Source organism: Frondihabitans sp. GW821-FHT04F02 (genome assembly GCF_059420045.1).
On record NZ_JBWKSZ010000004.1, the window covers coordinates 252451 to 265985 of the forward strand.

The following is a 13535-nucleotide window of genomic DNA, read 5'->3' on the forward strand; positions in this document are numbered from 1 at the left end:
CCACTACCCCCAGTTCGGGTGACCGAGGGGGGCGAGAGGGGGCGCAGGAACTCGGGGCGGCCGCCCCCGATTCGGGGTCAGACGCCGTGGATCGACGGACGCCGCCCGCAGTTCCTGCGCTTCGGCTATCCACAGGGCCAGGGGTACACAGCGCGTTTCAGTCGGCAGAAAGGAGGACACGACGGGGGACCGTGTCCGCACTGCGGGAGACCGCGCCTACCGCGCCGGCCGGTAGCGCTTGCAGTCGCACAGGCTGCAGTCGGAGCCTCGCCGATAGTGCTCGTGGGCTTCTCCGACGTGCCCGCACAGGCAGACGGGCGGGTGGCTCGAGTCGGCGGTCGGCATTGATCCTGATTTCGATGATGAGGGCGGGCGGGGCACGGTGATCTCCTCGCTCGTCGAGTGTGCCGGAAAACCGCGTTCGACACCACGGGCGGCCGAGATGTGCCCGGGGTACAGCTGTGTCCTCCATGGGGACCACCGGTGTCCTCCCTGTTGCCCACGAACCGGGTGACAAACGGGGGACCGAAACGGCCCGCAGATGGCGAGAACCCTGTGAAGGACCCCCCGTACGCGGGGGTTCTCGCTTCGATCCGGACGAGGCTAGTTTGGCAACACCCGAAGACGAACGGAGCCTCCCGAAAGGCTTCGCCCGTCACAGGGGCGGTCGACCCGAAAGGCCGCCCCGACATCTGCCGGTCGAATCACCCAGACTCCTCACCGGCGGATGAGTCACCCCCCTGATCCGCCTACCCGAATGGCAGTTCCCCATGATCGTCCGCACGCCCCTGCGCCCCGCAAACCCGACCATCTCGATCATCGTTCCGACTCGCAACGAGGCGAAGAACCTCGAGGTGATCCTCCCCCAGCTCCCCGACGTGCACGAGGTCATCCTGGTCGACGGCAACTCGGTCGACGGCACCGTGGAGGCGGCCCGGCGCGTGCTGCCCGGCATCAAGATCGTCCAGCAGACCCGCACGGGCAAGGGCAACGCCCTGGCCTGCGGCTTCGAGGCGGCCACCGGCGACATCATCGTCATGTTCGACGCCGACGGCTCCGCCGACCCGGCCGAGATCCCCGCGTTCGTCGAGACCCTGGTCAGGGGCGCCGACGTCGCCAAGGGCTCGCGCTTCCGCAGGGGCGGCGGCTCGGAAGACCTGACGCTCTTCCGCTCCGGCGGAAACCTCGGCCTCAACCTGATCTGCAACATCCTGCTCGGAACCAAGTACTCCGACCTCTGCTACGGCTACAACGCGTTCTGGCGCGACGTGCTCCCCGCGATCGACCTGCTCGACTCGTCGCTGCCGGCGCCCGTGGGCGGCGGCATGCTGTGGGGCGACGGCTTCGAGATCGAGACCATCCTGACCTGCCGCTTCGCCCAGGCGGAGCTCCGCGTCGTCGAGGTGCCCTCGTTCGAGAAGAACCGCATCCACGGCGAGTCGAACCTCAACGCCATCAGCGACGGCATCCGCGTGCTCAAGACCATCTTCGACGAGAAGCGCCGCGACAACTCCGCCTACGCCGCCGCGACCGCGTCGGCCTCCGCCCCCGAGCGCGAGCTCATCGGCGCCGTCACCGCTCCGATCCGCATCCAGTCCGACCGCGAACTCGCGTGAGCGCCCCCCTCACCGTCACCGTCGTCGTCTGCGCCTACACTCAGCGCCGCTGGCACGATCTCCAGGACTCCGTCGAGTCGGCCCGCCTGCAGAGCGGCACGACCGAGGTCGTCGTCGTCATCGACCACGAGCCCGAGCTGCTCCGCATGGCGCAGGACCGCTGGCCGACCCTGACCGTCCTCGAGAACACCGAGGCCCGGGGTCTCTCGGGCGCTCGCAACACCGGCGTCCGTGCCGCGACCGGCGAGGTCGTCGCGTTCCTCGACGACGATGCCATCGCCGACGCCGACTGGCTCACCTGGCTGATGGACGCCTTCGACGACGTTCACGTCGTCGGCGTCGGCGGCCACGCGCAGCCCGTGTGGCCCGACGAGCGCGGTCCGAGGCTCTACCCGGACGAGCTTCTCTGGATCGTCGGCTGCAGCTACACCGGCCTCCCCACCGAGACGGCCGACGTCCGCAACGTGATCGGCTGCTCCATGGCGTTCCGCCGTGCGGCGATCCTCACCGCCGGCGGCTTCTCGTCGGCCGTCGGCCGGGTCGGCAACGTCCCGCTCGGCGGCGAGGAGACCGAGCTGTGCATCAGGATCCGCCAGGCGGATCCTGCTGCCCGGGTCGTCTACGAACCCATGTCGCTCGTGCACCACCGCGTGTCGGCCGACCGGGGCACCTGGCGCTATCTGCGTCGCCGCTCGTTCTACGAGGGAGTCTCGAAGGCCGTGCTCAGCCGGTCGCTCGGACGGACCGATTCCCTCTCGAGCGAGTCGGCGTACCTGACGCGCGTGCTGCCCAAGGCGTTCTTCCGAGAGCTCGGCGAGTTCCGCGACGGGGGCATCCGGCGCGCCGCGGCCATCGCGCTGACCGTCTCGGCGACGATCGCCGGCTACGCCGTCGGCGTGGTCTCGGGTGCCACGGCAGCGGACTCCCCCTCCCTCTCGAAGCAGATCCGGCGGCACGCGGTCGTCGCACGATGATCGCGCTGCGCTTGGAGCGCCCGATGGACAGCCCGATCGCCCCCGACTGGTCGGGGGCGATCTGGATCGGCGCAGTCGACGTGGCCTCTCTCGAGGGCGTGCACGGCGACACCGTCGTGCTCGGCGACAGCACCGGCTACAGGCGGGCGCGGCTCCTGATTCGCCGCGGACGCGCCGTGCTGGGCTTCGTCGAGCTCCCCGTGGTCGACCTCCCGCAGATCGGCGGAAGCGTCTCGTTCGACGACCTCGTGTCGAAGATCGCGAAGCTCGGCCCCGTCGCGGGCTCGATCGATCCGATCCACCTCCCGACGGTCACCGTCATCGTCTGCACGCGCGACCGCGCCGACCAGCTCCGCGGCGCGCTCACCTCGGTTCTGGCGCTCGACTACCCGGCCTTCGACGTCATCGTGGTCGACAACGCTCCGGCGACCGACGCCACGCGCGTGCTCGTCGAGACCGAGTTCGCCGACCCGCGCGTCCGCCTCATCCGCGAGCCCGTCGCCGGCCTCTCGCGAGCCCGCAACACCGGTCTCATCGCCTCGACAGGCGAGTTCGTCGCCTTCACAGACGACGACGTCGTGGTCGACAGCCACTGGCTGCGCGCCCTCGTCGCCGGCTTCGCCCGCGGCGCCGACGTCGACTGCGTCACCGGCCTCGTGCCGAGCGGCGAGCTGCGCACCCCCGTGCAGCGCTTCTTCGACGACCGCGTGAGCTGGTCGGGCAACCTGGTGCCTCGCGAGTTCCGGCTCTCGGCGCCTCCGGCCGACCTGCCCATGTTCCCGTTCTCGGTCGGCGAGTTCGGCACCGGCGCCAACTTCGCGCTGCGCCGCACCCGCGCCATCGAGCTCGGCGGCTTCGACACCGCGTTCGGAGTCGGCACCCGCACCGGCGGCGGCGAGGACCTCGACATCTTCACCCGCGTCCTGTTCGCAGGATCGGCCCTCGTGGTCGAGCCCTCGGCCCTCGTCTGGCACCGCCACCGCGCCGACCTCGGCGCGCTCCGGTCTCAGGCGGTGGGCTACGGCACCGGGCTCGGCGCCTGGCTGACCAAGGTCGCGCTCGACCCGACCATGATGAAGGTCGCCGTCCGCCGCGCCCCGTCGGCCCTGCGCCGCCTCGCGGCCAAGGGCGGCGGAACCCTCGAGAGCGGCGAGCCGGTCTCGGACGAGTCGGCTCGACTCGGCGTCACCGCGGCTCCGGCCGAGGGCGGCACCGACTGGGCCAAGGCCGTGTCGAAGGTCGGCTGGACCGAGCTGGTGTCGGTCGCCAAGGGGCCGGGCCGCTACCTGCGGCAGCGCTGGAACGGCACGGGACTGATTGATCCTCAGATCCGGACGGCGGCACTCGCGCGTCGATGACCGCCCCTGCCCGACAGCCGCGACTGTCGCCACGAATCTCCTCGAGATTGCGGGGCGGGGCGGGCGGGGAGCGGCGGTCCCTGGCTCGCCGGCGGCGCCGGGCGGAGGATGGACGCATGGACATGGACCGCGCCCAGCTCGCCGACTTCCTGCGGCGCCGCCGCGAGGCGCTGACCCCGGCCGACGTCGGACTCGCCGCCGGCAGCCGCCGTCGCACCCCGGGCCTGCGCCGCGAGGAGGTCGCCCTGCTCGCCGGCATGAGCGTCGACTACGTCGGCCGTCTCGAGCAGCAGCGCGCCACGCAGCCGTCCGAGCAGATGCTCGGCGCCATCACGCGGGCCCTGCGCCTGACGCTCGACGAGCGAGACCACCTCTTCCGCCTCGCCGGCCACAACCCGCCGCAGCGGCTCGGGTCGGGCGACCACGTGAACGCGACGATCCTGCGGATCCTCGACCGCCTGCACGACACCCCGGCGCAGGTCGTCGACGACCTCGGGCGCACGCTCGTGCAGAACCCCCTCGCCGTCGCGCTCATGGGAGACGACGAACGGTTCAGCGGACTCGACCGCAGCCTCGTGCACCGCTGGTTCACGCGGCCCGACGGGCGCGACGTCTACCCGGAGCAGGACCACGCCTTCCAGTCGCGCTTCCAGGTCGCCGAGCTCCGGGCCGCCGTCGGCCGCTACGGCGCGAACGATCCCCGGGTCGCGCCGATCCTCGCCAGCCTCCTGGCCGGCAGCGCCGAGTTCGTCGAGCTCTGGAAGAGGCACGAGGTCGCCTCGCGGGTCAGCAACGAGAAGCGGATCTGGCACGCAGAGCTCGGCGTCATCGAGGTGCGGTGCGAGATCCTCACCGTCAGCGACGCGTCTCAGCGCCTGCTCGTGTTCACGGCCGAGCCCGGCAGCGAGTCGGCGGCGAAGCTCGACCTGCTCGGCGTGGTGGGGCGGCAGACCTTCGCCGAGTGAGGCTCTTCGCGTGAGATGGCCCTCCCGGTCGCCCCGGGGCGGGTTGGATGACGTCGAGGGCCATCTCGCGACGTTCCCTGGTCTCTGCAAGGAAGCCGGACCTAGGCTGGGCGTGCACGAACCCCGAGAACGTCCGCGGGCGCAGGAACTGCGCCCGGCGTCTAGAACGAATGGAACTCCGTGAGCGACTCGACCGGCGCATCGCCGCAGCCCGGCTGGTACCCCAACCCGTCCGGAGACCCCGGCTACCGCTGGTGGGACGGCCGCGCCTGGACGGAGCACGTGCGCGCACCGGAGCCGCAGGCTCCGCTGCACCAGCACGACGCGGCGCCCGCCGCCCCCGCTCCGGCGGCCCCGGCGGCGGCCGTGGGAGTTCCTGCGCCCTCGTCGGCCGTCGAGCCCGAGGCGGCCGCACCCGCGCTCGACCTCGGCAAGCGCGATGACGACAAGCCCGCGTACGGCGAGCGGATCCCGGGCTACCAGACGCCGGGCTCGGCCCGGCCCGAGCAGCAGCAGCCGGCCCAGCCGTACGGCCAGCAGAGCGGCTACGGCCAGCAGACCGGCTACGGCCAGCAGCAGACCGGCTACGGCCAGCAGAGCGGCTACGGGCAGCAGCAGCCGCACGGCCAGCAGTCGCCTTACGGCACGCAGCAGGGCTACGGCCAGCAGCAGCCGGTCGGGACGCAGCCCTACGGCGCTCAGCAGCAGCCCTACGGCGGCTACGGCGGCCAGCAGTACGGCTACGGCCAGCCGATCCCGAAGGCGCCCGAGGGTGCCAAGGTCACGAACATCTTCATCTGGCTGATCGTGCTCCTGCCGATCATCTCGCTGATCTTCAGCCTGGCCTCGATCGCCAGCCTCCAAGGGGTCGTCGAAGACGTCATCAAGTCGGCGCAGACCGACCCGACGGGGTCGACCGTGCCCACGACGCCAACCACACCGCTCGAGATCGTCGGCAACGTGGTGGGCATCCTGATCGCGGCGGCCACCATCGTCCTCGCCTACTTCGACTGGAAGGCGCTCAAGGCCGCCGGGGTCGTGCGCCCCTTCCACTGGGCCTTCGCGTTCTTCGCTCTGATCACGCCGCTCGTCTACATCATCGGCCGCAGCGTCGTCGTGCGCCGCCGGTCGGGTCGTGGTCTCCTGCCCCTCTGGGTATCCATCGCGATCGCCGTGATCGGACTCGTCCTCGGCATCACCGCGTTCGTCGGGATCATCTCGGGCGTGATGGGCTCGATCAACTAGTCCGCTCTCTCGCACCGCGCCCTGGGCGTTGCCTCCGCAACCCGGGTCGCGGCGGCGTACCGTGCAGGCCATGGACGGGTTGACCGAAAGCGAGGCGGCGTCTCTGGCGCTCGCCCTCGTCGCGGTGGCGACGGCCTCCGTCGACGGCGGGGAAGACGCCATGCGCGCCAGCGACCACGGACTCGTCGAGCTCGTCGACGGCCTCTCGGACGTGCCCCTCACCGACCGCCAGGCCGAAGTCGTCGAGATGATCGGGTCGGCCAGCGCGGCCATTACCGCCGGCATCAGCAGCGCGCTCGCCGAGCAGCGAGACCTCGACGTGCACGTCGTGCTCCGCCTCGCGGCCCGCGCAGTGGTCGAGCACTCGCACGGCGCCGGCGGCCGCGCGGCCTGAGTCCGCGACCAGAGCCGCGGGCGGCGCGACACGCCTTCGCCTCCGCGGTTCCGGTCCGTCGCTGGACCATGCTGAGAGCAGGGCGCAACCGGCCCGCCGTCGCACTGACAGGGGTTCGCGCATGCTCATCGCCGCAATGGTGGTCGCGGGGCTCGCCGCCCTCCTCCACATCGTGTTCTTCGTGCTCGAGAGCGTGCTCTGGAGGCGGCCCGCCGTGTTCGGCCGGTTCGGCATCGCCACGCAGGCGGAGGCCGACACCATCCGGCCGATGGCGTACAACCAGGGGTTCTACAACCTCGCCCTCGCGATCGGCGTCATCGTCGGCATCGTCCTGCTGGGAGGCGCCGACGGCGCGTTCGTCGCGGGCAAGACGCTGGTGATCTTCGGCACGGCCTGCATGGCCGTCGCCGGCATCGTGCTCTCCACCACGGGTCGTGCCTACTTCCGGCCGGCGCTCATCCAGTTCGTGCCCGCTGTGGTGGCACTCATATTGACCGCAATGGCACCTGCGTCCTGATTCGAAGGGCTGAGGATCAGTCTCGGGATGGATGCACTGCAGGCGTCCGTGCTGTGGAGTGGAACCCACGGACCAAGGGTGGGGGCGGGAGCTGACGTGAACGCGTACGGAGAACTGGCACAGGACCTGTGGAGGGCCGCCGACGAGCGGCGCTTCGCGCAGATGCAGCACCGTGACGACTTCTTCGCCGAGCTCGGATCGCGCGTCGCCCGTCGCGTCGACGAGCTCGTGCCGGTGTTCGCCGGCGATGCCCCGACCCGCGAGCCTGGTCGCCTCCGCGACCTCCGGCTCCGCAAGGCGAAGAAGCAGGCCGAGGAGGTCGCCTTCCAGGAGCTCATCTTCTCGCAGACGGTGGCGCCCCCGGCTGAGGTGTTCGCCGACGCCTGAGCCTGCTGGGAGGATTGAGGCGTGACCTCGACGCCTCCCGCCCTCGGCCTCCTCCTCGACGTGGACGGCCCCATCGCCAGCCCGATCACCCGCAGCATCAACCTGCCCGAGATCACCCGCGACCTCGTCGGCCTCGCGCACGCGGGCGTCCCGCTCGTCTTCAACACCGGCCGATCCGACGCGTTCATCCGCGAGGAGGTCGTGAGGCCGCTGCTCGCCGCGGGGCTCCGCGCTGACAGCCGCGTGCACGGCATCTGCGAGAAGGGCGCCGTCTGGTTCTCGATCGGCCCGCAGTACGGCCCTGCCGGCACGAGCGAGATCCACGTCGACGAGTCCCTAGCGATGCCGATCGACTTCGCCGCCGAGATGGACGAGCTCGTGCAGGCGCGCTTCGCCGACAGCGTCTTCTTCGACCACACCAAGCGCGCGATGGTGTCGGTCGAGCAGCTCACGTCGATCGATACCGAGGCCTACCTGGCGATCCAGCCCGTCTTCGATGACCTGGCCATGGCCTCGCTCCAGCGGCGCGGCTTCGGCGTGCGGCGGGTGGACGACGAGCGCCCCGACGCCGACGGCGCTGTGCAGTGGCGCATCGACCCGACCATCATCTCGACCGACATCGAGTCGGTCGTCCTCGGCAAAGACCTGGGTGCGAAGCGGGCTCTCGAGCTGCTCGCCCTCGACGGCGCTCTGCCCCTCTCGTGGCGCACGGTCGGCGACTCGCGGAGCGACTACGCCATGGCCGACTGGCTGGACGCCGAAGGCTACGAGGTCGAGCACGTCGACGTGCGGCCGTCCGACGGGGTGCCCGAGAAGGGGTATCCGATCCGGGTGAGCGCCAGCGGGGCCATCCACGACGAGGCGGGGGCCGAGTTCCTGCGCTCGTGGCTGGAGCAGGTGGCCTGACGGCTTCGCGCGCCTGAGAAACCCCTGGCAGCTATGGCGTCATCGACACGGCACCCGCCGGGTGGGTAAGCGTTGTCATCGGGTGGTCTGTGCGGGTGAGAGGCCCGTTATGCGGGGGACAAAGGCACAAGTGCCCCCCTTTTGCACCCCAAACGGGGGTCGGTCAAAAGAGGGACCTCAGGATAATCTGACCAGACCAACTCGGACGGCCGCCCAACCGTCTGCAGAGCACGATGGCAACTCCGTTCATCCCAGTCCATTCGTCGTCGCCGTAGCCGACACCCCGCCTTCGCGAGGGCTCGCCCACCCAGCTGCGCCCTCCTGTCGGCATCTCCCCTGACCCGAATCCAGGAGACCTGTCCCGCATGTCCCGAACCATGCCCGGCGAGCGCACGTCCGCCCGCAGATCCACCCACGTGAGCCGCGCTGAGACGCGCCTCGAAGCCGAGCGGATGCGCCTCGAGGAGGCCGCTGCCGTCAAGAAGGCCGTCCGAGCTCCTAAGGTCCACACGACCGCGCACATCACGGCGGGCGGTCGTCCCGAGGGGCGCACGCACTCGCCGGTGATGGTGCTGCTCGTGCTCGTCGCGACCCTCGGCATCCTGCTGTACGGCCAGTTCCTGCTCAACCCTGCGAACCGTGGCGACCTGCTGCCGTACTGCATGGTGATCGTGGCGGAGGCCGTGGTCGTCGTCCAGGCGCTGCTGTCGATGTGGACGATCCTCTCGGGCGGCGCCGACCCCCGCGACTTCGACTTCCACCAGACGCAGGAGACGCTGTACGACGAGGACGAGATCGAGCGTCTCGGCCTCGCCGACCAGCCGCACCTGTGGCCCATGTACATCAACGGCAAGCGTCAGCTGATCGACGTGTTCATCACGGTCTACGGCGAGGACGTCGCTAAGATCGAGGCCACGCTCGTCGCTGCCCTCGCCCTGCAGGGCGAGCACCGCACCTGGATCCTCGACGACGGCAAGAGCGACGAGGTCCGCGACCTGGCCGCGCGCCATGCCGCCCGCTATGTGCGTCGACTGACGAACCACGGCGCGAAGGCCGGCAACGTCAACCACGCGCTCTCGCTCGCCAAGGGCGAGTACTACGCCATCTTCGACGCCGACTTCGTGCCGAAGCCCGAGTTCCTCTTCGAGACCGTGCCGTTCTTCGTCGACGACAAGGTCGCCTTCGTGCAGACCCCGCAGGCGTACGGCAACCTGTCGTCGCTCGTGTCGCGTGGCGCCGGCTACATGCAGGCCGTCTTCTACAAGTTCATCCAGCCGGGCCGCAACCGCTTCAACGCGGCGTTCTGCGTCGGCACGAACGTGATCTTCCGTCGCGCCGCGATCGACTCGATCGGCGGAATGGACACCGCGTCGAAGTCGGAGGACGTCTGGACCTCGCTGCACCTCCACGAAGCCGGCTGGCGCTCGATCTACATCCCGCTGACGCTCGCCGTCGGCGACGCCCCCGAGACCATCGAGGCGTACTCGAAGCAGCAGCTCCGCTGGGCCTCGGGCGGATTCGAGATCCTGATGCAGCACAACCCGATGTCGCCGAAGCGCACGCTGACGATGGACCAGAAGCTGCAGTACATGGTCACCGCGACCAACTACCTGACCGGCATCGCGCCGCTCCTCCTGCTCCTGGTGCCGCCGCTCGAGATCTTCTTCGACCTGCGCCCCATGAACCTGACCATCTCGCTCTGGCAGTGGATCCTCTACTACTGCAGCTTCTACCTGATGCAGATCCTGCTGGCGTTCTACACGCTGGGGTCGTTCCGGTACGAGGTGCTGATGCTGGCGACCGTGTCGTTCCCGATCTACGTCAAGGCGCTCTGGAACGTCATCACCGGCAAGGACGAGGGCTGGCACGTCACCGGAGCGAAGAACCTGCAGAAGTCGCCGTTCAACTTCATCATCCCGCAGGTGCTGTTCTTCGTCTTCCTGGCGCTGACCAGCTGCGTGGCCATCTACCGCGACATGCAGAACGGCGTCGCGACGCTCGCCACCTTCTGGAACCTGCTGAACACCTTCATCCTGCTGTCGTTCATCATCGTCGCCTTCCGCGAGGCCAAGCAGATCCGCAAGGCCAACAAGGCCACCCTGCGCGGCGAGGTCGTGACCGACGTCTACGAGCCGGTCGCTGCCGCCGCCAAGGCCACCCGCACGCGGATCTCCCGACCCGCGCCTCGCAGCCCCGAGGAGATCGCTCTTCTCGAGACGTCGATCGAGGACACCCTGCCTCGTTCGCGCCGAATCCAGCCGCCGGTCGTCACCCCGCCCGCGTCGCTCACCACCAGTCCTTCTTCCGCCACCGACCAGAGGGTTGCTTCATGACCTGGGCCAGCCGTTTCAAGCTCTTCGCGGGCATCGTCGTCGTGATCATCCTCGTCGCCGCATTCACCGTGATCTTCACCAAGAGGCAGTCGCAGGTCATCTCGACCAGCGCCAGCATCCAGGCCGAGGAGTACAAGATCGGCACCGACTACTCGGGCTCGATCACCAAGCAGTACGTCGTCGACGGCGACACGGTCACGAAGGGCGACCCGCTCTTCACGATCAAGAGCCTGTCGGTGCTGCAGGACGTCTCGTCGAACCTCCTCAGCTACAACAGCGCCGCGTACTCGGTCACGGCCGACGGGACCATGACCTTCAAGGCCACGGTCACCGGCACGGTCACCGACATCGCGACCAAGGAGGGCGGCTTCGTCCAGGCCGGCGCCGACCTCGCCACCATCGATGCGGCCGACAGCCTCTTCGTGATGGGCGACTACAACCTGACGCCGCGCGACTACGAGCGCATCCAGTCCGGCGGCACCGTCGACCTGACCCTGCCGAACCAGACCGTGCTCGCCGGCACCGTCAAGAAGGTCTCCGTGCAGACGACCGACGGCAACGCCCAGACGTCCGTCCAGGTCTCCAGCAAGTACCTGGTGCAGGGCTCGGCCTCCGGGCTCGTCGCGCCGGGCACCCCGGTGACGGCGACGCTGCACCTTCGTCAGGACGGCATGTTCGCCGGCGTCCAGGACGCCATGCTCGCCTTCGTCCAGAAGATCGGCCTGTAGTCATCGGTGTATTACTCCGCGGCCGCCTGGCCGCCGCCGCCCTCGTGGCGGCCTCGGCGCTCCTGTTGAGCGCCTGCACCTCGGAGGGAAGCCAGACGACCCAGACGCCGTCGCGGCCGAGCACCGCCTCGACCGTGCTCGGCGACTCGACGGTCGCTCCGCTCGTCAAGGCACTGCCGCAGAAGTCCATCGCTCCGGCGACGACGACGAAGCTGGCGAAGGGCCTCATCCCGCCGACCAACAAGTGGTACTCCGGGCTGGCCTTCGGCGCCGAGTCGTTCGCGGTGTTCCCCTTCCCGATCTCGTTCCAGGAGACCGCGACCGGCTTCTCGGCAGGGCTCCCGCCCGTCACGGCGACCGAGAACACGCTGTTCGGTGAGAACGTTCCGCAGGTCACCCTCGACGTGGGCGCCTCGACTGCGGTCGTCAGCCGCTACGACGACGTCTCTGTCACCGTCGAGCACCGCAAGGGCTCGACCGTGATCGGCCACACCACCATCGCCGAGGGCTCGCCCCTCGTCTCGTACGTCGCCGCGAGCTCGCAGACGACCACTCTCGACGGCCAGGTCGCGTCGACCGGCGACGGCCGCGGGACCCTCATCGTCTCGGGCCAGGAGTGGGCTGTCGTCACGACCGGGGGGTCGATCGACGGCGCCTCCGTGAAGCTCGACAAGGGCGGCAGCGTCGTGCTGTTCCCCGTGCCGTCGGGCGCCTCCTCATCCCAGCTGACGAAGCTCATGACCGCCGCAAAGGCTCCGCTGACCGGTGTCACGACGGCCTACAAGTCGGTCTCGAAGGGCGAGCAGACGTCGCTCGGGTACACGACCGCGTCCGGTTCGAAGGCGCAGTCGACGATCGTCGTCCCTCTACCGCACCAGGGCTCCGACGCCGCCAGCACGGGCTGCACCGGCCTCACCTACACGACCATCTACGGCACGGTGCCGGTCTGCATCTCGTCGGGGCTGACCTTCACGACCGCCGCGGTCGAGGCCACCGGCGAGCTCGACCTGTCGAAGCTCTCGTCGTCGCAGAAGGCCACCCTGAAGTCGCAGCTCGAAGTCGACGTGTCGTCGCTCCCGACCTTCAACACCGACACCTACTACGGCGGCAAGTCGCTGTACCGCGCCGCGATGCTCCTGCAGATCGCGCGGCAGCTCGGCGACTCGGCATCCGAGAAGACGCTCACGACGAAGCTCACCACCGAGATCTCCCTGTGGATGGAGCCCGACGGCTGCACCACACGCGGCCAGGAGTGCTTCGTCTACGACCCGAAGCTCAAGACGATCGTCGGCCTCGTGAACTCGTTCGGCTCCGAGCTCGCCAACGACCACCACTTCCACTACGGGTACTTCCTCTATGCGGCGGGCGTCGTCGCGCAGAACGACCCCGCGCTGGCGAAGAAGTGGGCGCCGGTGATGAACCTGCTGGCCGCCGACATCGCGACCAACACGGGCGACCAGTCGGGCACGTACTTCCCCGACACGCGCGCGTACGACCCGTACTTCTCGCACGCCTGGGCCTCGGGCTACTCGGAGTTCAACGACGGCAACAACCAGGAGTCGTCGTCCGAGGCCGTGAACGCCTGGAACGGACTCGCCCTCTGGGCCAAGGCCTCCGGCGACTCGGGGCTCGAGGCCGAGGCGAACTGGATGCTCAGCGGCGAGACCGCGTCGGCGCTGGCCTACTACGTCAACCCCGACCTCACGGGCTCGGAGTTCGACGGCTTCTCGCACGAGCTCGTCTCGCTCAACTGGGGCGGCAAGCGCGACTACGCCACCTGGTTCTCGGCGGCGCCGAGTGCCATCATCGGCATCCAGCTGATCCCGATGAGCCCCGTGTCGACCTATCTCGGCACCGAGGCGGGCGGCGGTTCGAAGCACATCATCTCGCTCGTCGACACGGCGCTCTCGGCGGGGACCAACGTCACGCTCGCCGACTACGTGCTCATGTACGAGTCGCTTGCCGGCACCTCATCGGCTGACGCGGCGCTGGCGGCGGCGAAGAAGTTCCCGAGCGCCTCCATCGACAACGGCAACTCGCGCACCTACATGCTCGCGTTCATCATGGCGCAGCAGACGAAGTAGGGCCCACTGCCGGCGGGGCCGGCGTCGC

Annotated in this window: 12 protein-coding genes; all 12 read left to right on the forward strand. The window is 69.6% G+C overall.

Features of this window, described 5'->3' with window-relative positions:
* The first annotated feature begins 770 nt into the window (after positions 1–770).
* The 12 genes from AC07TY_RS12795 (at position 771) to AC07TY_RS12850 (ending at position 13507) form a co-directional block, all read left to right on the forward strand.
* A complete protein-coding gene (locus tag AC07TY_RS12795) occupies positions 771–1616 on the forward strand; it encodes a glycosyltransferase family 2 protein (protein WP_123506817.1) in 846 nt (281 codons plus the stop codon).
* The gene (locus AC07TY_RS12800) at positions 1613–2590 is read left to right on the forward strand and encodes a glycosyltransferase family 2 protein (protein WP_123506818.1); all 978 of its coding nucleotides are present in this window, start codon (positions 1613–1615) and stop codon (positions 2588–2590) included. Before AC07TY_RS12795 ends, AC07TY_RS12800 begins: the two co-directional genes overlap by 4 nt.
* A 23-nt stretch (positions 2591–2613) precedes the next feature.
* Positions 2614–3948 carry a glycosyltransferase family 2 protein gene (locus tag AC07TY_RS12805; RefSeq protein ID WP_494785592.1) on the forward strand — a complete coding sequence of 445 codons (1335 nt, stop codon included), beginning with the start codon at positions 2614–2616 and terminating at the stop codon, positions 3946–3948.
* A 122-nt stretch (positions 3949–4070) separates the two neighbouring features.
* Entirely contained in the window at positions 4071–4913 is an 843-nt protein-coding gene (locus AC07TY_RS12810) for a helix-turn-helix transcriptional regulator (protein WP_494785737.1), read from the forward strand.
* A gap of 180 nt (positions 4914–5093) precedes the next feature.
* On the forward strand, positions 5094–6158 hold the full coding sequence (locus AC07TY_RS12815) for a DUF2510 domain-containing protein (protein WP_494785593.1): 1065 nt from the start codon (positions 5094–5096) through the stop codon (positions 6156–6158).
* Between the two features lie 70 nt (positions 6159–6228).
* On the forward strand, positions 6229–6552 hold the full coding sequence (locus AC07TY_RS12820; protein WP_123506820.1) for a hypothetical protein: 324 nt from the start codon (positions 6229–6231) through the stop codon (positions 6550–6552).
* A 121-nt stretch (positions 6553–6673) separates the two neighbouring features.
* Entirely contained in the window at positions 6674–7069 is a 396-nt protein-coding gene (locus AC07TY_RS12825) for a DUF1304 domain-containing protein (protein ID WP_494785594.1), read from the forward strand.
* Between the two features lie 96 nt (positions 7070–7165).
* Positions 7166–7456 carry a TnpV protein gene (locus tag AC07TY_RS12830; RefSeq protein WP_123506822.1) on the forward strand — a complete coding sequence of 97 codons (291 nt, stop codon included), beginning with the start codon at positions 7166–7168 and terminating at the stop codon, positions 7454–7456.
* A gap of 21 nt (positions 7457–7477) precedes the next feature.
* Positions 7478–8362, forward strand: a complete 885-nt coding sequence (locus tag AC07TY_RS12835; RefSeq protein WP_494785595.1) for a hypothetical protein — start codon at positions 7478–7480, stop codon at positions 8360–8362.
* Between the two features lie 365 nt (positions 8363–8727).
* Positions 8728–10695: a glycosyltransferase family 2 protein gene (locus AC07TY_RS12840; protein WP_494785596.1), complete on the forward strand. Its 1968-nt coding sequence runs from the start codon at positions 8728–8730 to the stop codon at positions 10693–10695.
* On the forward strand, positions 10692–11423 hold the full coding sequence (locus AC07TY_RS12845; protein WP_494785597.1) for an HlyD family secretion protein: 732 nt from the start codon (positions 10692–10694) through the stop codon (positions 11421–11423). The genes AC07TY_RS12840 and AC07TY_RS12845 overlap by 4 nt, the downstream gene beginning before the upstream one ends.
* A gap of 65 nt (positions 11424–11488) precedes the next feature.
* Entirely contained in the window at positions 11489–13507 is a 2019-nt protein-coding gene (locus AC07TY_RS12850; protein WP_494785598.1) for a glycosyl hydrolase, read from the forward strand.
* Positions 13508–13535: the final 28 nt, after the last annotated feature.